This window comes from Cupriavidus sp. 22TCCZM04-2 (assembly GCF_057798895.1).
Genome location: NZ_JBYOJS010000015.1, coordinates 132,346 through 156,465 on the forward strand (window position 1 = coordinate 132,346; position 24,120 = coordinate 156,465).

The following is a 24,120-nucleotide window of genomic DNA, read 5'->3' on the forward strand; positions in this document are numbered from 1 at the left end:
CTGATAAGACGATGGCGCCCGCCAAGAGGCGCCACGCCGACCCTCGCGCCAAAGGAGACCAAATGGACGCGCAACGACTGGAGACCCTCCAGCAACACCCCGACTTTATCCAGTTGGCCAGCAGGCGGGCACGCCTGGGCTGGATGCTCACGGTGGTGATGCTGGCCATCTACTTCGGATTCATCCTGCTGCTCGCCTTTGCGCCGGCGGCGCTCGGCACCCCGTTTGGCGGCGGCGTCATGACGCTCGGCATCCCGGTCGGCGTGGGCATCATCGTCGCGGCCATCGTGCTCACCGCGGTCTATGTCCGCAAGGCCAACACCGAACTCGACCCGATCAACGAGCGCCTGCGCAAGGAGTGCGAAGCATGAAGCCGATTCTCCGCAATCTGTCCATGGTCGCCATGGGCCTGGCCAGCAGCGCAGCGCTGGCCGCTCCCGCCATCCAGGGCGAAGTCACGCGCCGGCCACTGAACTGGAGCGCCATCGCGATGTTCACGCTGTTCGTGCTGTTCACGCTCGGCATCACGCGCTGGGCGGCGCGCCGCACGCGTTCGGCATCGGACTTCTATGCTGCCGGTGGTGGCCTGACCGGCTTCCAGAACGGCCTGGCGATCGCCGGCGACATGGTCTCGGCCGCATCGTTTCTCGGCATCTCGGCGATGATGTTCGACAAGGGCTACGACGGGCTGATCTATGCGCTCGGCGTGGTCGCCGGTTGGCCGATAATCCTGTTCATCGTTGCCGAGCGGCTGCGCAACCTGGGCCGCTATACCTTCGCCGACGTGGTGTCCTACCGGCTGTCGCAGAAGCCCGTGCGCATCACGGCCGCATTCGGCACGCTGACCGTCGTGATCATGTATCTGGTCGCGCAGATGGTCGGCGCCGGCAAGCTGATCGAACTGCTGTTCGGCACCAGCTATGAATCGGCCGTGGTCATCGTCGGCGTGCTGATGGTGCTGTACGTGCTGTTCGGCGGCATGCTGGCGACCACATGGGTCCAGATCATCAAGGCCGTGCTGCTGCTGGGCGGGGTCACGTTCATGGCGGTCATGGTGCTGTCCCATTTCGGCTACAGCCCGGAAGCGATGTTCGCGGGGGCCGCGAAGGTGCATGAGAAGGGCCTGGCCATCCTGTCGCCGGGCGGTCTGGTGTCCAACCCGATCGATGCCATTTCGCTTGGCGTCGGCATGATGTTCGGCACGGCTGGCCTGCCACACATCCTGATGCGCTTCTTCACCGTGGCGGATGCGCGGGAAGCGCGCAAGTCCGTCCTGTATGCGACCGGCTTCATCGGCTACTTCTACGTGCTGATCCTGGTAGTCGGCTTTGGTGCCATCGTAATGGTCGGTGGCGATCCGGCGTACCGCGATGCGGCGGGCAAGCTGATTGGCGGCAGCAACATGGTGGCGGTGCATCTCGCCCATGCCATTGGCGGAGACTGGTTCCTCGGCTTTATCTCGGCGGTGGCGTTCGCAACCATTCTCGCCGTGGTGGCAGGCCTGGCGCTGTCCGGTGCGTCGGCGGTGTCGCACGACCTGTACGCCAACGTGTTCCGGCAAGGGCGCGCCAACGAGAAGGACGAGATCCGTGTCTCGAAGGCGGCCACCGTCGTGATCGGGCTGCTGGCGATGGTGCTGGGCGTGCTGTTCGAGAAGCAGAACATCGCGTTCCTGTCGGGGCTGGTGCTGGCCATTGCCGCATCGGTCAACTTCCCGGTGCTGTTCCTGTCGATGTTCTGGAAAGGACTGACTACCAAGGGCGCAGTGGCGGGGAGTCTCGCAGGGCTGGGGTCTGCGGTGGCACTGCTGGTGCTCGGGCCTACGGTGTGGGTGGGCCTGCTGCACCATGACAAGCCGGTCTTTCCATATGCCAACCCTGCGTTGTTTTCCATGACGCTGGCATTTGCCTGCGCATGGCTGGTGTCGGTGCTGGACAAGTCGGCGCAGGCTGCGGCGGAACGCCGTCGCTTCGGGGCGCAGTTCGTGCGGTCGATGACGGGGATTGGCGCGGCGGGGGCGTCACAGCATTAAGCGGGAAGGGGCGTACACACGTGCCGGCAACGCGCTGGCATGAACTGCAAAGTGGATGACGCGCTTTGCATGGCCGGGAATTGCTGCACGCCTTAGTCTTGTCACAGGAGACTGGCCGCGGCGAGTCAGGGCGGCGGCTGATTTGCCTGTGCCCACGGCGCGGCAAACCGATGCTTCACAAGGAGGACGCACATTGACCTACTCGATTTCCCGTGCCGACCTGGACACCATCACCGATTCGGAGCTGGCTCGCAGCACCACGAAACTCCTGCCGCAGTGGACGGATATCCCCGCGGAATTCCGTGATGGCAACGTCTACACGCGGATGGCGGAAGCGCGGCTGCTCGACTATCCGATGCCGGACGTTTCGATTTCATTCCTTCCCGGCTTTCGGGATGACGGAGCTTGCAAGGCGATTGACCGCTGCCTCGACGCGCACCTGAAAGCCTTTGCGCCGCGGCACGAGCACCGGATTGCCGGTGTCGGCTACATGCTGTCGAAGATCTGCACGATCACGGCCGCCTGATTGCCGAAGGCAGTGCGAGCGGCCGCTGTGCCTGTGCCGCGCCGGTCCACACCAGCGCCGGCATCGCCATGGCGATGCCTCGCAAGGTCTTGCTTTGCGTGAGCTTCATATTGGTGTTCTGATTTTTTGTCTTCTGGTTTTATGCGCTGCCGGCATTCATTCCCGCTGCCGCGCAGGCGGCAGGACGAGCGCATTCCCACGAGGGCTGGCGGGCGCCCGTGCGGCAACGAAGGTATTCGGGCGGGGAGCTGCCTGATGGCGTCGGGTCGACGCCCCAGGCGGTGTCAGTCGAGGTTCAGGTTGATCCTGGACACCAGTTTCTGCCAGCGATCGATGTCGCTGTTCACCAGCTTCTGGAATTCGGCCGGGGTGCTGGTCGTGGCCGCGAAGCCGAGCTGCGCGAGCGATGCCTTGATCTCCGGCTTGGCCACGGCGCGGGCGATCTCCGCGTTCAGCTTCTGCACGACTTCGGGCGGCGTGTTCGCGGGCGCGAGGATGCCGAACCACTGGTCCACGTCATAGCCGGCCACGCCAAGTTCGCTGACCGTGGGCACGTCGGGCAGTAGCGGCGAGCGCACCTTTGACGTGACGGCGAGCGCGCGCAGCTTGTTGCTCTTGAGGTAGGGAACGGTGTTGGGCAGCGTGTTGATGCTGACTTGCGCCTGTCCGCCCAGCACATCGGCGATCGCAGGTGCGCAGCCCTTGTAGGGCACGTGCAGCATGTCGATTTTCGACGACATCTTGAGCAGCTCGCCAGCCAGGTGCTGCGGCGTGCCGTTGCCGCATGACGCATAGCTTGGCGGCGTGGCGCTCTTGCCGGCGGCCAGCAGGTCCTTGAAGGTGTGGATGCCGGAATTCTGCGGGACGGAGATAACCGACGGGACCGACGCAAAGGTGATGACCGCGCTGAAGTCGTTCTTCGGGTCGAACTGCAGCTTCTTGAAGACACCGGGGTTGATGGCAAAGCTGCTGTTGACGATCAGCAGCGTATAGCCATCGGCCGGGCTCTTGGCGACGAACTCGGCGCCGATGTTGCCGCTGGCGCCGGGCCGGTTGTCGACCACAACGGGTTGTCCCAGGGTTTTGCTGAGGTCGTTGCCGATCAGCCGCGCCAGCGCATCCGTGCCGCCGCCGGCCGGGAATGTGACGACCATGCGGATCGGCTTCTGCGGAAACGTGCTGGCGATATTGGCTTCGGCCCGCCCGGGCAGGGTGCCCAGGCTGCCCGCGACAAACAGCAGCGATGCCAGACTACGGACGACGGATAGGGGTCTCATTGGTATGTATGCCTCGTCGGCTAGGGTGGGGGAAAGGGAAGGCCAGGTCAATCGGGATCAACGCGCACTGCGCCCGGGCATTCGCCGGCAGGCCGCGTCAGGGCGACGGCCGCGGCGAGCGCTTCGGCGCTCTCTGCATGGATGCGGTACAGCGGTTCGCCCGCCGCGACGGACTCGCCGATCGTGCACAGCAGGTCGATGCCCGCGCCCGCGCGACGCGGCGCGCCCGCCGCCCGCGCAATGCCCGAGATCTGCCAGCCGTTGATGGCGCCGACACGGCCGGATGCCGGGGCGATGGCGAGATGGGTATGCGAACCCGGCGCCACAGGATCGGGGCGGATGCCCTGCGCGGCGGCAATCCGGTCGAACGCGGCCCTGGCATTGCCGTCGTCGAGCAGCGCCGTGGCAATGCGCAGGCCTTGCGCCGGCGACTCCACCCGTGGATCGAATGCGATGATCTCGCCCGCGAAGCGCAAGGCCTTTTCGCGCAGGTCGGCGGGGGCGTCAGGGTGGTTATCGAGGACCAGCCGGACGTCGCGGACTTCCAGCGCAGGGCCGATGCCGCGGCCGATCGGCCGGGTGCCGTCCGTGACGCACGCGCGGACGTGCAGGCCCAGCCCCTTGCCGACTTCATCGAACAGCGACGCGAGCGCCTCGGCGTCGGCGCGCGTGGACAGCTTGGTCTGGGGACCATAGGGAATATCGACGATCACGTGGGTGGCGCCGGCGGTGGCCTTCTTCGACAGGATGGACGCCACGGCCCAGCGGCGCGAATCGAGCCCGAGCGGGCGTGTGATGGCGTTCATGACGTCGTCGATGACCGAATGGTTCATGCGGCCGTTCCAAGCGATGCACGCGCGCGCTTCGGCCACGCAGCGGCGCACGTCGTCATGGGTCAGGTCCACGCGCGCGATGGTCTCCATGGCATCGGCCGTGCCGGCCGCCGACGTGATCGCGCGCGAGGAAGTCTTCGGCATCGCCAGCCCGTAGGCGGCGACGATCGGGACCACGATCAGCGTGATGCGGCTGCCCGGGACGCCGCCCATGGAATGCTTGTCCACGACGATCGGCTCGTCCCATTCGATGCGCGGGGTGAAGCGGGTGCGCGCGCGGGCCAGCGCGACCACCTCGGCGTCGTCGAGCGAGCGCGTGGCGGCGGTCAGGAAGGCCGTGAGTTCCTGCTCGGTGTAGCGGCCCGCAATGGCATCGCGCAGGATGGCTTCGTAGGCGCCTTCATCCAGTGGCCGGCCGTCCAGCTTCGCGGCCAGGTGGCGCCGGCTTGCAGGATGCGCGGCGGCATCGGCATGGAGGCCGTGCTTCAGGGCATCGGTGAAACGCGCCACGCCGAGATCCAGCGTGCTGTCGTTCGAGACCGTGACGCACCGGACGCCATCGGGCATCGGCGGCGCCTGGCGCGACACGCGACGCAGCACGTCATCGCCAGATTCGCGCCCGCGCGCGGCGATCCGCTGCGCCAGCACCTCGTGCGGCGCGGTCACGTTGACCACGACGAAGCGGGGCAGCTGCCGCGCCAGCATGGCGATCACGCCGCGCGAGCCGTTGGCGACGACGTGTTTGCCGGCCTCCAGCAGTCCCACCAGCCACTGCGGCAGCCCGTAGCGCAGCCCGTGCGCGTTCCAGGTCACCAGGAACTCGCCGTTGCGTTCGCGTTCGGTGAACTCGTCCTCGGCCACGCCTTCATGGTCTTCACCGGGCGATCCGCTCGGACGCGTGATGACGCGCCGCGCAAACACGTACTCGCTGTGGTCGAGCGCGGCGCGCGCACCATCGATGAGGGAATCCTTGCCTGCGCCGCTGGGGCCCACTACAAGGAAGAACGTGCCGGTCTCTTTCATGATTACATTAGACGTCGAAGATATTTTCGTATGCTAGCACCGGACCGGAGGCTGTCAAGATAAGTTCGATGTCTAAGTTAATGCAAGCAACGGGCCAGCTCCCGCAAACCGAGTGTGTACGCGGTATTTGCGGCCTTCTAGGGGAAAACACCGGGATCTGTGATGCGCGGTGGCAGTGCGGCATGCATCGCCGTCGCGCACGCTGCACTGATGTAGTGATTGCTGAACGGCGGGAACGCGATGAAGCCGCGCGCGAACCGGGTGGACGATGGCGGGAAGCGCTATCATGTGCACCGTCCCGCTCCTGGCGCTTGCGGCAGGGGCGGCTCGCAGCGCTTCCCTATGTCACCGCTATGGCCACGAAAAAGCAGGAATCCCCGGTCACGATCACGCCGCCCGATGAAGTCGACGAAGAGCGCCTTGCGCACCTGGTCAAGGACGCTGCGCGCGCCTATATCCGCTCGTTGCAGCTGCGGCTAGCCCAGCATTCCGTGTCGTATGGACACTGGACGATCCTGCGGATCCTGTGGCGCCATGACGGCATGTCGCAGCGCGAACTGAGCGAGCGCGCGGGCGTCACCGAGCCCACCACCTTCTCGGCCGTCAAGGCGCTGGAAGCGCTCGGTTATGTGGAGCGCATGCACCTGCCGGGGAACAAGAAGAAGGTGCACGTGTTTCTCAGCAAGGCGGGCCGCGCGCTGCGGCGCAAGCTGGAACCGCTGGCCGAGGAAGTCAATGCGATCAGCGTCGATGGCGTGACGGAAGAGGATGTGCTGACCACGCGCCGCGTGCTGATCTCGATTGCCGAGAAGCTGGTGGCCGACGAAGCGGCGCTGGCGGAAAGCGGCCGCAGGATGCCTTCGACGCAGGAAGTGGGGCGGCTGCTGTCGGATCTCTGAGGCCGCCATGCAAAAAGTCCCTCGCCGGACCGGGCCGGCAAGGGAAGAAGTGCCCTCGGGTAGACGAGGAGCGGATTCAGGCGATATTGAGGACCAGCAAGCGGACAGTCAGGCGTCGTCGAGACCGATATCGACGGCCGGCGCCGATTGCGTGATCTTGCTGGTCGAGATGTAATCGACGCCGGTTTCCGCCACCGCGCGAATCGTTTCCAGGCGGATGCCGCCCGAAGCCTCGACCTTGGTCCGGCCGTTGACGATCTGCACGGCTTCCTTCATGTCGGGCAACGACATGTTGTCGAGCATGATCACATCCACCCCCGCATCCAGTGCCTCGCGCACCTGCTCGAGACGATCGCACTCGACCTCGAGCTTGGTCAGTACCGGGAGCTTGCGGCGCACGCGCTCGACAGCGGCGGCAATGCTGCCGCACACGGCGATATGGTTGTCCTTGACCATCACGCCGTTGTCCAGGCTCAGGCGGTGGTTCAGCCCGCCGCCACACGTAACGGCGTGCTTTTCCAGCGCGCGCAGGCCCGGCGTGGTCTTGCGGCTATCGATCAGGCGTGCCTTGGTGTGCGCGATTTCCTCGACATACCGTGACGTCAGGTTGGCGATGCCGCACAGCCGCTGCATGATATTGAGCGCCGTGCGCTCGGCGGTCAGCACGCTGCGCGCATTGCCGCTGACATTCATCAGCACCGCGCCCTTGCCGACCTTGTCGCCATCGGCCACGCGCACGTCGATGGAAAGGGTCGGGTCATAGCGGGCGAAGATGCGCGCGGCCACGTCGATGCCCGCGATGATCATCGGCTCGCGCGCATTCATGCAGAACGTGCCTGTCTCGCCTGGCTCGATCATGGTCTGGACCGTCAGGTCGCAGATGCCGATGTCCTCGGTCAGCCAGAGATCGATCAGCTTGTCAGTGGAGAAAATGTCGTACATGTGGCGCTCCTGAGTGGTCGGTTGTCGTACCCGATTTATCTTAGATATCGAAGTACATGGCGCAATCCTAGCACTTGTACGTCTCCTGTCAACAAAATTCGATGTCTAATATTATTGGACGAGGCACCATTGGCCGCGCCCGGACATGCCGGGCAAGCGGGGTGGCCAGTGGGAAAGCTGTGGTTCTGCGGGAGGGGAATGGAAGGAGGAGGTATTGCCGGCGTCAATTCGAGCCGGCGGTCGAGCGCAGTGGCGGCGGCTGCGGGGGTGCCGCAGCCGCAATGCAACGGATGCCGCCGCCGTCAGCCGGCGTTGTCGGCCTGTGCCTTGTGCCTGGCCGCCATCTTGTCCTGCTGTCCGGGCGGCACGCCCTCGTAGTGGCTGAACTGGATGGTGTAGCTGCCATGACCGCCGGTCAGGCTGTTCAGGCGCGACTGGTAGTCGTTGAGTTCCGACAGTGGCACCTTGCCGGCCACGATCACCGTGTTGGCGGCGCCCGTGCGCGTGCCATGCACCTGGCCACGCTTGGAGGAGAGGTCTCCGATCACGTCGCCCATGGCGCTGTCCGGCATCATGACCTCGATGTCGACCACCGGTTCCAGCACGCTGGGCCGGGCCTTGAGCACGGCGTCGATAAACGCCTTGCGTCCGGCGGCGGCAAATGCCACTTCCTTGGAATCCACGGGGTGGCTCTTGCCGTCGAGCACGGTCACGCGCACATCCTGCATCGGAAAGCCGGCCAGCGGGCCGCAGTCCAGCGCCTGGCGAATGCCCTTTTCCACGGCCGGAATGAACTGTCCGGGAATGGCGCCGCCCTTGACCGCGTCGACGAACTCGAAGCCTTCGCCGCGCGGCAGCGGGTCTACGCGCAGCATCACCTCGCCGAACTGGCCGGCGCCGCCGGTCTGCTTCTTGTGGCGATGATGGCCTTCTGCCGAGCCGCCGATGGTCTCGCGATACGCGATGCGCGGCGGCCGCGTGACCACCTCCAGCTTGTACTGTTCGGTCAGCCGCTCCAGCACGCAGCGCAGGTGGAATTCGCCCAGTCCCAGCAGCACGGTCTCGTTGGTGCCGGCCGGATGCTCGATGCGCAGGCATGGGTCTTCGGCGGCCAGCTTGTGCAGCACTTCGGCCATGCGCTGTTCATTGCCGCGGCGTGCGGGCTCGATCGCCAGGCCATAGATCGGCGTCGGGAACTCCAGCGGGATCAGGTGGATGTTGCCGTCTTCGGTGGCGTCATGCAGCACCGCGTCGAAGCCGATCTCGTCGACCTTGGCCACCGCGCAGATATCGCCCGGTCCGGCGTGCGGCACTTCCTCGTGTTCCTTGCCCTGCAGCAGCAGCAGGTGCGCCACCTTGAACGGCTGGCGCGCATCGCCGATATAGAGCTGGCTGTCGCGCGTGACCGTGCCCTGGTGGATGCGGAACACGGCCATCTTGCCGACGTAGGGATCCATCACGATCTTGAAGACGTGCGCCAGCACGTGCTTGTCGGGCACCGGTTCGGCACGCACTTCCTGCTTGCGCTCGGCGCCGTCGCTGCCTTCGCCGACGCTGCGGTAGAACATCGGCGGGTTGCCTTCGGTCGGGTTCGGCAGCAGCCGCACGAAGGCGTCCAGCAACTCGGGCACGCCAGCGCCGGTGGCCGCGGAGGTGAAGCAGATCGGCACCAGGTGGCCTTCGCGCAGCGCGCGCTCGAACGGCGCGTGCAGTTGCTCGGGCTGGATGGCCTCGCCTTGTTCCAGGTAAAGCTCCATCAGCTCGGGATCGATCTCGATCACCTGGTCCACCAGCGCGTCGTGCGCGGCCGGCACGCTCAGGAAGTCGGATTCCCCGGCGGGGTTGAAGAAGCAGTCCACAACCTTGCTGCCGCCCGCGGCCGGCAGGTTGATCGGCAGGCATTCCTTGCCGAACGCTTCCTGGATGTCGGCCAGCAGCGCGGGCAGGTCGACCTTCTCGCCGTCGATGCCGTTGATGATGATCATCCGGCACAGCTTGCGCGCCTGCGCCCAGGCCATGGCGCGCCGCGTGGTCATCTCGATGCCGGTCTGGGCATTGATGACGATGGCCGCGGTTTCCACCGCGGGCAAGGCGCTGATGGCCTGGCCGGAAAAATCGGGGTAGCCCGGAGTGTCGAGCAGGTAGATGCGGGTGTTGCGGAAGTCGACGTGCAGGACTGCGGAGGTGAGTGAGTGATGGAACTTGCGTTCGAGCGGATCGAAATCGCTGACCGTGGAGCCCCGCTCGACACTGCCGGGGGCATGCAGGGCGCCTCCCCGGTGCAGCAGCGCTTCGGCCAGCGAGGTCTTGCCGCACCCTGCATGGCCGAGCAGGGCGATGGTACGAATTGCGTCGGGACTATAGTGCATGGCAGCTCTCGTCCGGCAATGGCAGTCAGGCCATTATTGGCGAAAATTGCTGGAAGCACCATATGCGCGCGGCCGGCGAACGGGTGGCAACAGACAAAGGTGTTTCTCGTCCGTCACACGGGATCGGGACCAGCCGGACGCTGCGTTGCAGCATATCCCGCCGGTCCGGCCGTTGCGGCACCGCTCAGATGACTTCGTCCTTCAGGTGATACCAGTGGTACAGGAAGCGCTGCCCCATGCGGCGGAACGGTGCAAACGCCTGGGACTCCACCATCTCGCGCACGTTCGGGAACGGCAGCGCCGAGCCGAAGATCGGCAGCGGCGGCAGCGACGCCCCTTTCCCGGCGATCAGCGCCGCCAGCCGCTTGCCGGCCTGCGCGGAATACATCACGCCATTGCCGCCATAGCCCATCGCGTAATAGATCGACTGCGCGGGATCCGGCTGCGTGATGCGGGGCATCATGTCGTGGCTCACATCTACCCAGCCCCACCACGAGTAGTCGATCTGGATACCGCGCAGCGCCGGGAACTTGCGGTACATGTCGTTGATCAGCTTCTGGCGGTACTGGTCCTGCGGTGCATCGCTGCCGGTGATCGCGCTGCGGCTGCCGATCTGCAGGCGGCCATCGGGCATCAGGCGGTAGTAGTGGCGCAGGATACGGGTGTCGGTGATGACCTGGGTCGTGCGGAAATTGCACGCCGCGATCTCGTCCGGCGTCAGCACGCGCGTGACGATGGAGTTCGACAGGATCGGGAACAGCCGGTTCTTCAGCTGCGGATGCAGTGACTGCGAGGTGTAGCCGCCCGTGGCGACGCCCACCGCACGGGCGCGCACGATGCCGCCGGGCGTGCGCAGGTAATGCACGCCATTGCGGGTTTCCCAGCCGGTCACCGGACTCGACGGATGCACCTTGACGCCCAGCGCGCGCGCGCGGCGCAGGTAGCCGAAGGCCAGCTTGCCGGCATGGATGCCGATGCCCTCGGGTTCATGCATCGCGCCCGCGGCTTCCTTGTCGTCGACATACTCGCGCCGCACGGTGTCGGCGTCGAAAATGCGCGCGTCGTACTTGAAGACCTCGCGCAGGATCTTCGCTTCCTTCTCCAGCGCGGGCATGGCCTTGTCGCGATGGGCGATATACAGGTGGCCACCGGGCTGCGGATCGCAGTCGATGTCGCGGATCAGGTCCTTGAAGGTCTGCATGCCGGCGCAGACTTCTTCATGCAGTTGCAATGCCGTGTCAAGGCCGTAGCGCTGGATCCACTGCGAGCGCTTGAGGCGGCCCGAGGCGCATTGCGCCTGGCCGCCGTTGCGCGTGCTGCAACCCCAGCTCACGCGGTTGGCTTCGAGCACGACCGCCTTGATGCCGTGTTCCTGCGCCAGGAAGATGGCGCTGGTCAGCCCGGTGAAGCCAGAGCCGATGATGGCGACGTCCACGTCGATATCGTGCGTGATCGGGCCATCGTCGGCAGGCGGCTCGCCGGCGGTGCCGATCCAGTAGGTCGGCGCGTATTCGCGGCCCTGGCCCGGCGTGGGCGTGTGCAGCGGATCGTAGGCCGGGTCGTACGGCCGCGACGGCGCGGTGGCATTGCCGCCGGTGTTGTCGCCGCTATTGTCGCCGGTGAGGATGTTGCGGGTGGCTACAGCTTCCATGGCGCGTCTCCGGTGCTCAGGCAGCGTTGCTGACCGGCGGGCGATCCTTGCGGTAGGCGTTCTTCACGGCGATCTTGCCGTCGCGGAACGTGAATACGTCGACCATGCGTGCCTCGATGCGCATGCCGTCGGCACGGGTGCCGCGGAAGGTCGATTCGCTTACGCCGCGGTCGCCGGAGACGAAGTGTTCGCCCTCCGTCCACGAGGCGTCGGGAAAGGTCTGCCAGGCCAGCACGAAGCCGTCGCGCACGGCATCGCGGCCGATAAAGCTGCGCCCGAGCACTTCGCCGCCGGCCACGCCGTGGAAGGCGCAGTCGTCGGCCATGAAGCCCATCAGCGCGTCGATGTCGTGCCGGTTCCAGGCGTCGTTGAAGGCTTGCAGGAGGTCGGTGCCGACCGGGTTGTTGCTGGGCTTGTTCATTTGCGTCTCCTTGGTATCGCGTGACGATGCGGCGGCGGGGGGCAGCGCATCGGCCATGACTTGAGGATAGGGAGAGCGCGCGTTGCGCTGTAGGACCAGTTGGCGGGAATCGCTTGGGCCAGCGGTTGCCGGACAACGGAGGGCGCGAGGCAGCGCAGGCGGCGGCACGGAAATGCAGAAAGGGCGACTGCCCGGCGCAACGGCCGGGCGGTCGCCCTTTTTCCCGACGCCAGGCGGATCAGGCGGCCGATGCGCCCCGCGCGGGGAGGCTGGCGTGCAATTCGCGCGCCACGCTGGCCAGCACCCGGATACCGGGCTCGATGCGTTCGGGTGCGATCGACGAATAGCCGAGCCGGAAGCCATTGCGCGGCGCCGGTTCGCCCATGAAGAACACGCTGCCCGGCTCGATCAGCACGCCTTGCAACTCGGCCAGGCGCGCCAGCGCATCGGCATCGAGCCATGACGGCCCTTCGATCCAGCACGACGCGCCGCCGGCAATGGGCACCGGGCGGAACTCGGGCATGTGGGCGGCCAGCGCCGACAGCACCGTTTCGGCACGTGCCCGGTGCGCGGCGGACAGGCGGCGCAGGTGCGCGTCATAGTGCCCCAGCGACAGGAACAGCGAGAACGCGCGCTGGATGTAGGCGGACGGGTGCCGCAGCATCAGCCGCCGCACGCCGCGCAGTTCGGCAATCAGCTCGGCGGGACCGACGATGTATCCGATGCGCAGCCCCGGCGCCAGGCTCTTGGACAGGCTGCCGACGTAGATCACGCGGTTGTTGCGGTCCAGGCTCTTCAACGTGGGCGTGGGGTCGCCTTCGAAGCGGCTCTCGCTTTCGTAATCGTCCTCGATCAGCACGAAGTCCGCGTCTTCCGCCTGCCGCAGCAGCGCCTGCCGACGCGCCAGCGGCATGGTGACCGTGGTGGGGCACTGGTGGCTGGGGGTGACGTAGACGTAGTCGCAGGCGCGCAGCGCATCGGACGGGATGACGCCTTCGGCATCGATGGGCAGCGGGATCAGCTTCGAGGTATGGCGGCCGAAGATATTGCGCGCGTCGGGATAGCCTGGCTCTTCGATGCCCACTGGGGTATCGGCGCTGGCCAACAGGTCGGACAGCAGGTAGAGGGCCTGCTGCGCGCCCACGGTGATCACGATCTCGTCGGCGCCGGCCCACACGCCGCGGCGTGGCAGCACGCGCGTGCGGATCTGCTGCACCAGCGATTCGTCGTCGCGCACGATCATGTCCTGCGCCCACTCGTGGATATCGAGCACGCTCAGCGCCTTCAGACAGCACTCGCGCCAGTCGGCGGTGGGGAACAGCACCGGATCGTACTGGCCGTAGATGAACGGGTACGGGTAATCGCGCCAGTTATGGCGCTTGACGATATTGCGCTGGTGAGTCGGGCGGAAGACGAAGCGGCGATCCCAGTCGGGCCGCGCGCTGCCATGGGTGTCGGGGGCAGGCGCGCCGCGCAGCGACGCGACGCCGCTCACGCGCGCGCCAAGGATTTCAGGGTTGACGAAATAGCCGCTGCGTTCGCGCGAGATCAGATAGCCTTCGTCCACGAGCTGCTGGTAGGCCAGTACCACGGTATTGCGCGCCACGCGCAGCTGCGCGGACATCTCGCGGCTGCTCGGCAGCGGAATGCCCAGCGGGAGCTGTTCGTCCAGGATCGCGGAGACCAGCATCTGGCGGATCTTGCCTTGCAGGCTCAGGCCGGAGTGGGCGTGTTGCTGGAAGAGCTGGTCCCACATGGGAGGGGTCAGCTTGTTGGTCATAAGGGCACGTCTTGTTTGTGGATTGCCAACCGCCCAAAAAAGGGCAAAGGCGCGGAGGACAGAGTATCCCATCCCCGCGCCCATGCCCATCTCCACTTCAGGCCCGGTCAAAACTCATGCAGGTCCGGCCGGGGCATTTCGGCTAGGGGGGCGACCTGCGGGACGCCTCGACGAAACAGGTGACGCACGATATAGGCAGACACCAGCAGCCCAAGGCTGGCCACACCCAACGCCAGCGGCGTGCGCTGATCGGGAATGAACGCCATGGCCACCACGATCGCCAGCATGCCGAAGATCGCAAACCAGGTCAGGTACGGGTAGCACCACATCCGCACCTTGAGCAGGTGGGGTGCTTCACGCTCCAGGCGGGCACGCAGCCGCAGTTGCGATACCGCGATCAGGATGTAGACGAAGATGGCAACCGTGCCGTACGAGTTGACCAGGAAGGCAAAGACCTTGTCCGGCGAGACATACGACATGATCACCGCCCCGTAGCCGAACAGCGTGGCGACCAGGATGGCGCGCGTGGGCACGCCGTTGCGGCTAACGCGGGCCAGGGCGCGCGGTGCATCGCCGCGGCGCGTCAGCGCGAACAGCATGCGCGACGACGCGTACAGCCCCGAGTTCAGCGCCGACAGCACGGCGGTCAGCACGATCGCGTTCATGATCTGCGCGGCGGCCGGAATCCCCATGACGTTGAGCGCGCTGACGTACGGCGTGGCGATGCCGGTGGCATTCCACGGTACCAGGCACACCACCAGCAGCACGGAACCGACGTAGAACACCAGCACGCGCGTGATGACGGAGTTGGTCGCCTTTGCCACGGCCTTCTGCGGCTCCGCGGTTTCGGCCGCGGCGATGGTGACGATCTCCGCGCCGAAGTAGAAGCCCGTCGCCGCGACGGCGCCGGTCAGCACCGGCACGATGCCATTCGGCATGAAGCCGCCGTTTGCGGTCAGGTTGGCCACGTTCATGCCATGGGCGCCGGGCGCCAGGCCGAGCACATACACGCCCGCCACGAACAGGAACACCATGATCGCGGCCACCTTGATCGACGCGAACCAGAACTCGAACTCGCCAAAGGACTTGACCGAGATCAGGTTGGTCAGCGTGAGCATGATCAGCAGCACCAGGCTGATGGTCCAGTTGGGCACGTCGGGCAGCCAGTAGCGCACCAGGTCGGCGCCGGCCACGGCTTCGAGCGCCACGACGATGACCCAGAAGTACCAGTACATCCACCCGGTCAGGAAGCTGGCCAGGCTGCCGACGGCGGGGCGGTCGCTCCAGGCCTCGCGGGCGTATTCGTAGAACGAGCCGCCGCCGGGCATGGCGCAGGCCAGTTCGCCAAGCATGCGCATCACCAGCACCACGAGCAGGCCGGTGATCAGGAAGGAAAGGACCGCGGCGGGACCGGCGGATTTGATGACGACGCCACTGCCAACGAAGAGGCCGGCGCCGATGACGCCGCCCAGGGCGATCATGGTCATGTGCCGCTGCTTGAGGCCGTGCGATAGCCCGGAAGAGGGCTGCGGTGTTTGGGTCATGTTGTGTCTCCTGTACTGCTGACTGCTTGTCTGTCAGCCGCCACGGCGTCTTTCTGTCTGTAATAGTCGGCGCTGCGCGTTCTCGCAGGCCTATTACCGTGGTCGGTCACCCCATTTGGTGCGCAAGGGCGGTGTAAATCATCTGTGCATGGATTTGTATCTCCGGGTTTACCTTGTAAAACGGAACATATTGTTCCGATAAATGTTTTCGTACTCGGAATGTAGGTCCTCTGACGTGGAAGGTCAACCGGAAATTTCAAGAATTGATATGATTTGTATCTGAAACTGAAACTTGACTATGATGGGAGCCAGGCATGAACGATATGCGTCTTGCCAAGAGCGACAGCAAGCCTGACGGCGACACGCCGGCGCTGCGTCTCTTTGGCCTGCTGGAAGTCATTGCCACCAAGGATCACGCCTTCAACCTGCAGGCGCTGGTGGAAGAAACCGGACTGCCCAAGCCCACGCTGCACCGCATGCTGCAGCAGCTGGAGGCGGCCGGCATGGTCCAGCGCAACGGCGACGGCCGCCACTATGGCACTGGGCTACGCCTGCGGCGGCTGGCGGAAAACCTGCTGCTGAACAACACCTCGCACGGCGCGCGCCATATGGTGCTGCGCAAGCTGGTGGAAGAGGTGGGCGAGAGTTGCAACCTGACCGCGTTTTCGAGCGGCGAGGTGTTGTACCTGGACCGCGTGGAGACGGCGGCGCCGTTGCGGTTCTACCTGCACCCCGGCTCGCGCGTGCCGGCGCACTGCTCGGCCACGGGCAAGCTGTTCCTGGCGCAACTGGCGCCGGCGCAGCGGCAGCGCCTCCTGGCGCACGCGGAGCTGGAACGCTACACGGCCAACACGCTGACCGACCACGCGGCGCTGGAAGCGGAAATCGAACGCGTGAAGCGCGACGGCTACGCGATGGATGATGAGGAATTCCTGCCCGGCCTGCTGTGCATCGGCGTGCTGGTGCCGGCGGCGGACGGCGGGAAATCGAACCTGGGGCTGGCGCTGCAGGCCCCGGTGATGCGCCTGGCGCACGAGAAGGCATTGCAGATGCTGCCCGCCCTGCGGCGGGCGGCCAGCGCGCTGGCGGCCATCGAAGCCGAAAGCGGCACGGAATGGGGCGGCGCGGACGAGGACGAGTAGGGCAAGCGGGCGACGCCGGCTCCCGGCCTGTCCTGTTGTCCGCGCAAGCCAGGACAAGCAAGGCAAGAGAAGAGGAGCACGACGTGACGCAGAAGGAGTTTGGCCGGCCGGACCGCATGGTCCCGGTGCGCAGCCTGTTCGGCATCGATTCCGGCCTGATGGTGCCGGCGTTCAGCGAACGCGATGACCATGTGCCGGAGATCGACCCGGCCTACCGCTTCCAGCCCGAGGTGACGCTGGCCATCCTGTCGGGCTTTATGCGCGACCGGCGCGTGATGGTGCAGGGGCTGCATGGCACCGGCAAATCGACCCATATCGAGCAGGTGGCCGCGCGCCTGAACTGGCCGTGCGTGCGCGTGAACCTGGATGGTCACATCAGCCGGCTCGACCTGGTGGGCAAGGACGCCATCGTCATCCGCGATGGCCAGCAGGTCACCGCTTTCCAGGAGGGCATCGTGCCGTGGGCGCTGCAGCGGCCCGTGGCGCTGATCTTCGACGAATACGACGCGGGCCGGCCCGACGTGATGTTCGTGATCCAGCGCATCCTGGAACGCGACGGCAAGTTTACGCTGCTGGACCAGAACCGCGTCATCCATCCCCATCCGTCGTTCCGCCTGTTCGCGACATCGAATACGGTGGGCCTTGGCAACCTCAATGGCCTGTATCACGGCACCCAGTTGCTCAACCATGCGCAGATCGACCGCTGGAACGTGGTGGCCACGCTCGACTACCTGCCGCATGTGGAAGAGGCCGGCATCGTGCTGGCGCGCGTGCCGGAGCTGGACCATCCCGACGGCCGGGCGCAGGTCGATGCCATGGTGGCACTGGCGTCGCTGACGCGCCGCGGGTTTGCCGCGGGCGATGTCTCCGCGCTGATGTCGCCGCGCACGGTGATCAGCTGGGCCGAGAACTGCCTGATCTTCCGCGATCCGGCGCTGGCCTTTCGCCTGACCTTCCTGAACAAGTGCGACGAGGCCGAGCGTCCCGTGGTGGCCGAGTACTACCAGCGCTGCTTCGGCGCGCTGCCCGGCGAAGCGGCGGGACAGCCGGCCCAGTCGGAGCCGGCGCAATGAGTGCGGCGGCGGGCGCGCAGCGGCTGCGCCGTCGCCAGCGCCAGGATGCGTTGTCCGGTGCTGCCGTGCGCGCGCTCACCGGCGACGCCGCGCTGCACTTTCGCGATGGCCGGCTCTGGCGTGCGATGCGGCCCGTGCCGCAGCATGCGCCGCACCTGCGTACCGATCCGGACACCGACAGCGCGGCCTGCCTGCGCGGCGCCGCGGATGGCGCCGCGCTGCGCCTCGCGCATTCCGATTCCGCGCTGCACCGCAGCCATTGTCCGGCTGACCCGGTCGAGCGGCTGCTGTTCGAACTGCTGGAGCAACTGCGCTGCGAGACCTGCGTGCCGCGCGGCATGGTCGGCATGGCCGCCAACCTGCGCCATCGCTTCCAGGCCTGGTCGCGCGCATTTCATCGCTCGGGCCTGACCGAGGGCCAGCTCGGCATCTTGCTCTATACCGTGGCGCAAATCGCCTGGTCGCGCCTGAGCGGCGAGCCGGTGCTCGATGAAACCGAAGACCTGATCGAGGCCACGCGCGCGGCCATCGTGCCCGTGCTGGGCACCTCGCTGGCGGGACTGAAGGTGTATCGCCATGACCAGGCTGCGTTTGCCGTGCATGCGCTGGCACTGGCTCGCGCGGTCGCGCAGATGATCCGCAGCGAAGCGCCGCATGTGGGCGAGGACGACGACAACGCCGCATCCGCAGCGCGTGCCGGGTTTGCGCTATGGCTCGATTTCGAAGAGGAGCGCGTGGAGGAATTCGCCGTCGCCGACAGCGGCCACAGCCGCGTGCTGGCCGAGGCCCGCGACGGCTACCGCGTCTTTACCACCCGCTACGACCGCGAGGTGCCTGCCGCGACGCTGGTGCGGCGCGCGTTGCTCGACGAGTACCGCACGCAGCTCGACGCCCGCATCGCGCGCGCGGGTGTGAACGTGGCGCGCCTGGCCCGCCGGCTGCGTGCCGCCCTGGCGCAACCGCGCGTGGACGGATGGTCTTTTGGCGAGGAGAGTGGCCGTATCGATGGCCGCCGGCTGTCGCAGTTGGTCAGCTCGCCGGCCGAGCGCCGCCTGTTCCGCCAGGAGGCGTACCGGAGCCATGCCGATTGCGTGGTGGGTTTCCTGGTCGACTGCTCAGGATCGATGAAAGCGCGCGCCGAGCCGCTGACCCTGCTGCTCGACCTGCTGGCCCGCGCGCTTGACGAGGCGGGCGTCGCCACGGAAGTGCTCGGCTTCACGACGGGCGCCTGGAACGGCGGGCGTGCCCGGGCCGACTGGCTGGCGCGCGGCCGCCCCGCGCATCCGGGCCGCCTCAATGAAACCTGCCACATGGTGTTCAAGGACGCCGCGCGCAGCTGGCGCCGCGCCCGCACCGACATCACCGCCTTGCTCAAGCCCGACCTGTTCCGCGAGGGCATCGACGGCGAAGCCGTGGAGTGGGCCTGCGCGCGCCTGCATGCCACCGGCAAGGCACGCCGCATCCTGCTGGTGGTGTCGGACGGCAGCCCGATGGATACGGCCACCGGCCAGGCCAACGACGCCTGCTACCTCGACAACCACCTGAAGGCAGTGGTCGCGCGGCACGCGGCACTGCGCGACGTCGAGGTACTCGGGCTTGGCGTCGGGCTCGACCTCAGTCCCTATTACCGGCATGCGCTGGCGCTGGACCTGTCGCAGCCGGTGGATACGGCGATCCTCGACGAAGTGGCGGACCTGCTCGCGGCGCGGCGCCGGTAGCTCAGACGCTCGGCGAACACTCGCCCTGCGGGGCGGCGCTGTCCGCTGCCGCACGGGCCGCGGTGCGCGGTTGCCACGACACGGCGATATCGCCGCGGATAAACGTCTGGCAGGCCAGCCGGTGGCCGCTTGCCAGTTCCGCTTCGGTCAGCAGCTTCTTTTCCTTCGGCTTGATGGCATCCGTATGCTCGTGGCCGGTTTCGATGCGGCACTTGCAGGTCCCGCACAGCCCGCCGCCGCACTTGAAGGGAATGCCGCCCTGTTCGCGCAGCGATACGCGCAGCAGGTTGCTGTCCGGCGGTGCGCTGACCGTCTTGCCCTGGTTGGTGAGGAAGGTGATCTGGATCATGGCGATGAGGGGTGGCGCGGCAAATGAGGGGAATCAGGACAGTCCGCCCGTGGCGACGGGCGTGGGCACCAGCGTGATGTCCATGGTGCCGAAGCGGGCCAGCTCGCGCAGCGCGGCGCGGGCGGCCTCCAGCGTGGCGTACTTGTCGAGGAACTTGGTCGAGACCAGGTTGACCATGCCGGGCGGCGTTTCCTCCAGCACGCGGACCTTGGTGTCGGCGGCGAGTTCGGCAATGACGAAGCGCGCCGTGCGCTTGCCGTAGAACAGGTAGTCGTAGGCCTCGACCGCCGTCATGCCGTCGGCGGGCTCGGTGCGGAACTGGCCGGGGCGGCTCGTGAGCAGGACGAACATGTCAGGCGTCCACGCTGTCGGTCGCCACGGCGGCCACCGTGGTCGTGGCCACGGTGCCGCTGGCAGCCGGGGCCGTAGCGGGCAGGTCGTCCTGGGCCAGTTCGATGTCGTGCTCGATCCACAGCTGGCAGGCCAGGCGATAGCCCTGTTCCAGCCGCTCGCCGAGCTGCTTCTTTTCCTTCCAGTTGGGCGGCGGCAGGTGCTCGGCCCCGGCGATCACGCGGCAGGCGCACTTGGAGCACTTGCCCATGCCGCACTCGTAGCGCAGGTTTGGATAGGGGAACTGGCGGATGCCCGCGCGGACCACCAGGTTGGTCTGCGGCTTGACCTCGTCGGTGAAGGTCTGGCCCTGCTTGTGGAAGGTAACGGTCGGCATGGTACGGAGCGTGCTGGCCGGAAGCTGCCGCGAGGGCGGCGTCCGGCCGGATTCAGGAACGTAAGGGAAGCTTCGGTGCGGTGTTGCCTGGGTCTGCTACGACCACAACAACATCGCGGCCACGGTCGAGCAGGCCAGCCCGATCAGGACCGGCATCAGCAGCGCGCGCACCGCTTCGAGCACCGGCACCCGGGCAAAGCCGGCCACCGCGATCAGCGACGACCACGCCACCAGCGTGCCGCCGCCGGTCCACACGGCGCCCATCTGGCCGACTGCGGCGAGCGTGGCGGGATCGAATCCGACCACCGGGCCGAGCGCACCGGCCAGGGTGCCGGTCAGCGGCAGGCCCGCAAAGCCCGAGCCGTCGATGCCGGTGATCATGCCGACCAGCAGCACGCCGAACGCGACCAGCACGTGGTTGTCCGGGATGGTGTGCTGGTAGGCCTGGATCAGCTCGAACAGCAGGCTCGGCGCCTTGCCGGGCGGCAGGCCGAGGATTTGCGCGGCGGTTTCGCCGGCACCGACGAAGAAGAAGCCCGCGATCGGCAGCACCGAGCCCATCGCCTTGAAGGCAAAGACGAAGCCGTCGGTAATGTGTTCCGGACACACGTCGAGCATGCGGCGCGGGCCTTCGGCGGCAAGCGTCGCGAACATCATCAGCACGGCGGCCACGCCGCCTACCAGCGCGGCCGCGTCGCCGCCCTTGAGATCCTGCACGCTGGTGCCGAGCTTGGGCATCACCATGATGACCACCACCGCGAGGAAGGCGAGGGGCGTCACGATCGCAAAGCACTTCGACCATTTCACGCGGCGCAGGGCCACCATCGACAGGCTGGCCTCGATGTTGCTGTCGGTGGCCAGCGGCTCGGGATGGGCCGTGCCGCGCGCAATCTCGGCCTTGTCGAACGTGCCGCCGCCATCGGCGGGCGCCGCGGTGCCGCCCGCACGTGCCTGCCAGCGGTCGAGCAGGGCGCCGCTGGCCGGCACGATGTGCTTGCGCATCGACAGGTAGCCCAGGCACAGCGCGATGCCGCCGGTGATGATCGACAGCGCCAGCGCACGATCGGCCACCACGGCGGCGCTCACCGCCGCGCCGGCGGCCTTGGCGCTGATGCCGGGCGCCACGCCGATCACGTAGTCCGACGACAGTGCCATGCCCTGGCCGGCGATGGCGATGGCCATCGCACCCGCCAGCGGCGGCAGCCCCGCCGCGATGGCCGCCGGCAACAGGATGGCCGACACCAGCGGCACCGCCGGCGTGGGCCAGAAAAACAGCGAGATGACATAGGTGATGCCCGCCAGGATGAAGAAGGCCGAATGCCCGTTCTTCATCACCATGCGGAAGGGCTCGACCATGCGGATGTCCGAGCGCAGCGTCTTGAGCGCATTGAGCAGCGCCGTCATGAATGCAATCACCAGGAAGATGTTGAACAACTCCCGGGCGGCAACCAGGCTGGCGGAAAACACGCCACCCAGGGCCGAGATCGGGCTTCCTGTCAGGGCAAAGACAACGAGGGCGGTGCCGATGATGGACGGCACCACGACATTGGCGCGCAGGATCATCGTCAGCACGATGACTGCTACCCCTGCCAGATAGATCCAGTGCGCGGCACCGATCACGACTTGTTGTGACATGAAAACTCCCTGGGGGCGGAGGGGTTGTGGGGGCGATTTTCCGGCGAAGCAGAAAATCACGTTGGTATACTATATTCCATAAGAGGTGGCAGCCAAGCAGATTTTCATCGGGATTTACGCGTAGCCATGTCGGTAAATGTCGCCTTGCTGCCGCAGAAACCATATGGTTGTGGCGTCCACCCGGCTGGTGACGGCGAATTTGCAGTTTGCCTGAATATTGCCAGATATGTAGACTGTATACCGTTTTGCGAGGGTTTGGGTCTCAAGCGCTTCCAGGTCATTTCTCTAATCCCCCAACAGCGGAGTTTCCATGCAGCACATTACAGACGCGATGATTGACGCCCATGTCAGCGCCGAAGACGCCCGGCAGGTCATGGAAGCGGCTTTCGCCAGCTTCGGCCGAGGCGATGCGGCGATGCAGGAGCGCATACGTACCGAGGCGGGCGGCGTCAAGCTGTCCACCCTGGGCGCGGTGATCCCGCAACAGGGCGTGGCCGGCGCCAAGGTTTACACGACCATCAACGGCCAGTTCTCGTTCGTCATCCTGATCTTTTCGACCGAGGACGGCAGGCCGCTCGCCTCGTTCGATGCCGGCGCCATCACGCGCCTGCGCACGGCTGCGTGCACCACGCTCGCCGCGCAACGGCTGGCGCGGCCGGGCGCACACACGCTGGCCCTGTTCGGCGCCGGCACGCAGGGCATGCAACACGCGCGCCAGCTCAGCGCGACGCTGGGGCTGGAACGCATCCTGGTGTCGGACCCGCATGCCGATGCCGGCATGCCCGCGCGGCTGGCGGAACTGTGTGGCATCCCGGTGGCGCTGGCCGAGCCGGATGCCGCCGTGGCGGAGGCCGACATCGTCGTCACCGCCTCGCGTGCGACCACGCCGCTGTTCCCCGGCGCGTCGCTGCGGCCCGGGGCCTTCGTGGCTGCCATCGGCTCCAGCTTGCCGCATACGCGCGAACTGGACGACACCGCGCTGCGCCGCGCCGCCGCCGTGGTGGTCGAGTGGCGCCCGCAGTCGACCCGCGAGGCCGGCGACATCGTGCTGGCCGATCCCCAGGCGCTGCCGGCGGAAAAGCTCGTCGAGCTGGGCGATGTCGTGCTCGGCAAGGTGTCGGCGCGGCAGCGGGACGACGACATCGTCATCTACAAGTCGGTCGGTGTCGGCCTGGAAGACGTGGCGCTGGCCGGCTTTGCGTGGTCGCGCATGGCTGGTGCAGCGGAGCTTCGCGCGGCCTGACTCCTCTTCGGCTCGCCTTTGCGCCGGGTAAACCCCGTCGTGATTCGTCAACGAAGCACTTGCGGCCTCAAGCTATCTGTATATAGTATACAAACATGCCGACGTGATCGATCCCCAAGCGATCCAGGCATCCCCACCCACCGAATCGCCTTGCATCCGCCAACCAGGAGCCCCCGTCATGGCCGAACTGATGAACCGCGAAGTATTCCGAGCCGCCCTTGAAGAAGCCATCAAGGGCAAGAGCGCCAACAAGGCGCCGTTCAGCGTGGCCTGGGCCAGCGGCAAGCTGAGCCGCGCCCACCTCGCACGCTGGGCCGAGAACCACTACCACTACGTCGGTCCGTTCGCGGATTACCTGGGCTACATCTATGCCCGCACGCCGGACCGCTACACCGAGGCCAAGGACTTCCTGCTCGCCAACATGTACGAAGAGGAGATTGGTGGCGACCGCCATACCGACCTGCTGATCCGCTTTGCCGAAGCCTGCGGCACCACCCGCGAGCGCGTGATCGATCCGGACAACATGTCGCCGACCACCCGCGGCCTGCAGGCCTGGTGCTATGCGGTGGCCATGCGCGAGGACCCGATCGTTGCGGTGGCCGGGCTGGTGGTCGGGCTGGAATCGCAGGTGCCGTCGATCTACCGCAAGCAGACCCCGACGCTGCGCGACAAATACCAGTTCACCGACGAGGAGGTCGAGTTCTTCGACCTGCATATCGTCTCGGACGAGATCCACGGCGAGCGCGGCTACCAGATCGTGCTCGAGCACGCCAACACGCCCGAGCTGCAGCAGCGCTGCCTGAAGATCTGTGAAATCGGCGCCCAGATGCGCTTGCTGTACACGACGGCGCTTTACCACGACTACGTCGCGCAAGAACTGCCGCTGCCCGAACTCGAGATGGCTGCCTGAGCCGCGCCGCGCAAACCGGACCGACG

General features: G+C 66.6%; 22 protein-coding genes. 9 read left to right on the forward strand and 13 right to left on the reverse strand.

Features of this window, described 5'->3' with window-relative positions; translation table 11 throughout:
* Nucleotides 1-62 precede the first annotated feature (62 nt).
* From AC3FKG_RS21300 to AC3FKG_RS21310, 3 genes are all read left to right on the forward strand, one after another.
* Nucleotides 63-371: a DUF485 domain-containing protein gene (locus AC3FKG_RS21300; RefSeq protein ID WP_488744052.1), complete on the forward strand. Its 309-nt coding sequence runs from the start codon at nt 63-65 to the stop codon at nt 369-371.
* Complete coding sequence (locus tag AC3FKG_RS21305; protein WP_483711950.1) at nt 368-2,032, forward strand: cation/acetate symporter; 1,665 nt, start codon at nt 368-370, stop codon at nt 2,030-2,032. The genes AC3FKG_RS21300 and AC3FKG_RS21305 overlap by 4 nt, the downstream gene beginning before the upstream one ends.
* Nucleotides 2,033-2,225: 193 nt before the next feature.
* Complete coding sequence (locus AC3FKG_RS21310; RefSeq protein WP_483711949.1) at nt 2,226-2,558, forward strand: hypothetical protein; 333 nt, start codon at nt 2,226-2,228, stop codon at nt 2,556-2,558.
* Here the strand turns inward: AC3FKG_RS21310 and AC3FKG_RS21315 are convergent.
* The 3 genes from AC3FKG_RS21315 to phnN all read right to left on the reverse strand — a co-directional run bounded on the left by AC3FKG_RS21315 (nt 2,545) and on the right by phnN (nt 5,691).
* Nucleotides 2,545-2,667: a hypothetical protein gene (locus tag AC3FKG_RS21315; protein WP_488744053.1), complete on the reverse strand. Its 123-nt coding sequence runs from the start codon at nt 2,665-2,667 to the stop codon at nt 2,545-2,547. The genes AC3FKG_RS21310 and AC3FKG_RS21315 overlap by 14 nt on opposite strands.
* A gap of 175 nt (nt 2,668-2,842) precedes the next feature.
* A complete protein-coding gene (locus AC3FKG_RS21320; protein ID WP_483711947.1) occupies nt 2,843-3,835 on the reverse strand; it encodes a tripartite tricarboxylate transporter substrate binding protein in 993 nt (330 codons plus the stop codon).
* 47 nt (nt 3,836-3,882) lie between these two features.
* Nucleotides 3,883-5,691 (reverse strand): phosphonate metabolism protein/1,5-bisphosphokinase (PRPP-forming) PhnN, encoded by a 1,809-nt coding sequence (gene phnN, locus AC3FKG_RS21325; RefSeq protein WP_483711946.1) that lies wholly within the window; start codon nt 5,689-5,691, stop codon nt 3,883-3,885.
* A gap of 353 nt (nt 5,692-6,044) precedes the next feature.
* Between phnN and AC3FKG_RS21330 the strand changes: the two genes are divergently transcribed.
* Nucleotides 6,045-6,590, forward strand: a complete 546-nt coding sequence (locus AC3FKG_RS21330) for a MarR family winged helix-turn-helix transcriptional regulator (RefSeq protein WP_483711945.1) — start codon at nt 6,045-6,047, stop codon at nt 6,588-6,590.
* Nucleotides 6,591-6,698: 108 nt separating this feature from the next.
* On the opposite strand, the gene nadC is transcribed toward AC3FKG_RS21330, so the two are convergent.
* The 6 genes from nadC to AC3FKG_RS21360 all read right to left on the reverse strand — a co-directional run bounded on the left by nadC (nt 6,699) and on the right by AC3FKG_RS21360 (nt 15,297).
* Nucleotides 6,699-7,532 carry a carboxylating nicotinate-nucleotide diphosphorylase gene (nadC, locus tag AC3FKG_RS21335; RefSeq protein ID WP_483711944.1) on the reverse strand — a complete coding sequence of 278 codons (834 nt, stop codon included), beginning with the start codon at nt 7,530-7,532 and terminating at the stop codon, nt 6,699-6,701.
* A gap of 302 nt (nt 7,533-7,834) precedes the next feature.
* Nucleotides 7,835-9,901, reverse strand: coding sequence for an elongation factor G (fusA, locus tag AC3FKG_RS21340; RefSeq protein WP_488744054.1), 2,067 nt, complete (start codon nt 9,899-9,901; stop codon nt 7,835-7,837).
* 184 nt (nt 9,902-10,085) lie between these two features.
* Complete coding sequence (locus AC3FKG_RS21345; protein ID WP_483711942.1) at nt 10,086-11,552, reverse strand: NAD(P)/FAD-dependent oxidoreductase; 1,467 nt, start codon at nt 11,550-11,552, stop codon at nt 10,086-10,088.
* Nucleotides 11,553-11,568: 16 nt separating this feature from the next.
* Nucleotides 11,569-11,973, reverse strand: coding sequence for a nuclear transport factor 2 family protein (locus AC3FKG_RS21350; RefSeq protein ID WP_483711941.1), 405 nt, complete (start codon nt 11,971-11,973; stop codon nt 11,569-11,571).
* A 238-nt stretch (nt 11,974-12,211) separates the two neighbouring features.
* Nucleotides 12,212-13,753: a MocR-like pyridoxine biosynthesis transcription factor PdxR gene (pdxR, locus tag AC3FKG_RS21355; protein WP_483711940.1), complete on the reverse strand. Its 1,542-nt coding sequence runs from the start codon at nt 13,751-13,753 to the stop codon at nt 12,212-12,214.
* A gap of 107 nt (nt 13,754-13,860) precedes the next feature.
* A complete protein-coding gene (locus AC3FKG_RS21360; RefSeq protein WP_483711939.1) occupies nt 13,861-15,297 on the reverse strand; it encodes an amino acid permease in 1,437 nt (478 codons plus the stop codon).
* A gap of 314 nt (nt 15,298-15,611) precedes the next feature.
* Between AC3FKG_RS21360 and AC3FKG_RS21365 the strand changes: the two genes are divergently transcribed.
* The 3 genes from AC3FKG_RS21365 (at nt 15,612) to AC3FKG_RS21375 (ending at nt 19,230) form a co-directional block, all read left to right on the forward strand.
* A complete protein-coding gene (locus tag AC3FKG_RS21365; RefSeq protein WP_483711938.1) occupies nt 15,612-16,439 on the forward strand; it encodes an IclR family transcriptional regulator in 828 nt (275 codons plus the stop codon).
* Nucleotides 16,440-16,555: 116 nt separating this feature from the next.
* Entirely contained in the window at nt 16,556-17,512 is a 957-nt protein-coding gene (locus AC3FKG_RS21370; protein WP_483714379.1) for an AAA family ATPase, read from the forward strand.
* The gene (locus tag AC3FKG_RS21375; protein ID WP_488744055.1) at nt 17,509-19,230 is read left to right on the forward strand and encodes a cobaltochelatase CobT-related protein; all 1,722 of its coding nucleotides are present in this window, start codon (nt 17,509-17,511) and stop codon (nt 19,228-19,230) included. The genes AC3FKG_RS21370 and AC3FKG_RS21375 overlap by 4 nt, the downstream gene beginning before the upstream one ends.
* 1 nt (nt 19,231) lies before the next feature.
* On the opposite strand, the gene AC3FKG_RS21380 is transcribed toward AC3FKG_RS21375, so the two are convergent.
* From AC3FKG_RS21380 to AC3FKG_RS21395, 4 genes are all read right to left on the reverse strand, one after another.
* Entirely contained in the window at nt 19,232-19,579 is a 348-nt protein-coding gene (locus AC3FKG_RS21380) for a 2Fe-2S iron-sulfur cluster-binding protein (protein ID WP_488744056.1), read from the reverse strand.
* A 33-nt stretch (nt 19,580-19,612) separates the two neighbouring features.
* Entirely contained in the window at nt 19,613-19,930 is a 318-nt protein-coding gene (locus tag AC3FKG_RS21385; protein WP_488744057.1) for a ferredoxin, read from the reverse strand.
* A 1-nt stretch (nt 19,931) separates the two neighbouring features.
* A complete protein-coding gene (locus AC3FKG_RS21390) occupies nt 19,932-20,306 on the reverse strand; it encodes a 2Fe-2S iron-sulfur cluster-binding protein (RefSeq protein ID WP_488744058.1) in 375 nt (124 codons plus the stop codon).
* A gap of 96 nt (nt 20,307-20,402) precedes the next feature.
* The gene (locus AC3FKG_RS21395; RefSeq protein ID WP_488744059.1) at nt 20,403-21,941 is read right to left on the reverse strand and encodes a hypothetical protein; all 1,539 of its coding nucleotides are present in this window, start codon (nt 21,939-21,941) and stop codon (nt 20,403-20,405) included.
* A 310-nt stretch (nt 21,942-22,251) separates the two neighbouring features.
* Here AC3FKG_RS21395 and AC3FKG_RS21400 point away from each other — a divergent pair, with 310 nt between their 5' ends.
* Together AC3FKG_RS21400 and AC3FKG_RS21405 are read left to right on the forward strand one after the other, a co-directional pair.
* Nucleotides 22,252-23,184, forward strand: a complete 933-nt coding sequence (locus AC3FKG_RS21400) for an ornithine cyclodeaminase family protein (RefSeq protein WP_488744060.1) — start codon at nt 22,252-22,254, stop codon at nt 23,182-23,184.
* 178 nt (nt 23,185-23,362) lie between these two features.
* Nucleotides 23,363-24,094, forward strand: coding sequence for an iron-containing redox enzyme family protein (locus AC3FKG_RS21405; protein WP_483711931.1), 732 nt, complete (start codon nt 23,363-23,365; stop codon nt 24,092-24,094).
* Nucleotides 24,095-24,120 lie beyond the last annotated feature (26 nt).

Excerpts from the sequence above, each read along its gene's own strand:
- AC3FKG_RS21385 (WP_488744057.1), bottom strand. The coding sequence starts at position 19,930 with ATGTTCGTCCTGCTCACGAGCCGCCCCGGCCAGTTCCGCACCGAGCCC.
- AC3FKG_RS21370 (WP_483714379.1), top strand. The coding sequence starts at position 16,556 with ATGGTCCCGGTGCGCAGCCTGTTCGGCATCGATTCCGGCCTGATGGTG.
- AC3FKG_RS21400 (WP_488744060.1), top strand. The coding sequence starts at position 22,252 with ATGCAGCACATTACAGACGCGATGATTGACGCCCATGTCAGCGCCGAA.
- AC3FKG_RS21305 (WP_483711950.1), top strand. The coding sequence starts at position 368 with ATGAAGCCGATTCTCCGCAATCTGTCCATGGTCGCCATGGGCCTGGCC.
- AC3FKG_RS21315 (WP_488744053.1), bottom strand. The coding sequence starts at position 2,667 with ATGAAGCTCACGCAAAGCAAGACCTTGCGAGGCATCGCCATGGCGATG.
- AC3FKG_RS21405 (WP_483711931.1), top strand. The coding sequence starts at position 23,363 with ATGGCCGAACTGATGAACCGCGAAGTATTCCGAGCCGCCCTTGAAGAA.
- AC3FKG_RS21375 (WP_488744055.1), top strand. The coding sequence starts at position 17,509 with ATGAGTGCGGCGGCGGGCGCGCAGCGGCTGCGCCGTCGCCAGCGCCAG.
- AC3FKG_RS21380 (WP_488744056.1), bottom strand. The coding sequence starts at position 19,579 with ATGATCCAGATCACCTTCCTCACCAACCAGGGCAAGACGGTCAGCGCA.
- AC3FKG_RS21365 (WP_483711938.1), top strand. The coding sequence starts at position 15,612 with ATGAACGATATGCGTCTTGCCAAGAGCGACAGCAAGCCTGACGGCGAC.
- AC3FKG_RS21390 (WP_488744058.1), bottom strand. The coding sequence starts at position 20,306 with ATGCCGACCGTTACCTTCCACAAGCAGGGCCAGACCTTCACCGACGAG.
- pdxR (WP_483711940.1), bottom strand. The coding sequence starts at position 13,753 with ATGACCAACAAGCTGACCCCTCCCATGTGGGACCAGCTCTTCCAGCAA.
- fusA (WP_488744054.1), bottom strand. The coding sequence starts at position 9,901 with ATGCACTATAGTCCCGACGCAATTCGTACCATCGCCCTGCTCGGCCAT.
- AC3FKG_RS21345 (WP_483711942.1), bottom strand. The coding sequence starts at position 11,552 with ATGGAAGCTGTAGCCACCCGCAACATCCTCACCGGCGACAATAGCGGC.
- AC3FKG_RS21395 (WP_488744059.1), bottom strand. The coding sequence starts at position 21,941 with ATGTCACAACAAGTCGTGATCGGTGCCGCGCACTGGATCTATCTGGCA.
- AC3FKG_RS21300 (WP_488744052.1), top strand. The coding sequence starts at position 63 with ATGGACGCGCAACGACTGGAGACCCTCCAGCAACACCCCGACTTTATC.
- phnN (WP_483711946.1), bottom strand. The coding sequence starts at position 5,691 with ATGAAAGAGACCGGCACGTTCTTCCTTGTAGTGGGCCCCAGCGGCGCA.
- AC3FKG_RS21320 (WP_483711947.1), bottom strand. The coding sequence starts at position 3,835 with ATGAGACCCCTATCCGTCGTCCGTAGTCTGGCATCGCTGCTGTTTGTC.
- nadC (WP_483711944.1), bottom strand. The coding sequence starts at position 7,532 with ATGTACGACATTTTCTCCACTGACAAGCTGATCGATCTCTGGCTGACC.
- AC3FKG_RS21360 (WP_483711939.1), bottom strand. The coding sequence starts at position 15,297 with ATGACCCAAACACCGCAGCCCTCTTCCGGGCTATCGCACGGCCTCAAG.
- AC3FKG_RS21350 (WP_483711941.1), bottom strand. The coding sequence starts at position 11,973 with ATGAACAAGCCCAGCAACAACCCGGTCGGCACCGACCTCCTGCAAGCC.
- AC3FKG_RS21330 (WP_483711945.1), top strand. The coding sequence starts at position 6,045 with ATGGCCACGAAAAAGCAGGAATCCCCGGTCACGATCACGCCGCCCGAT.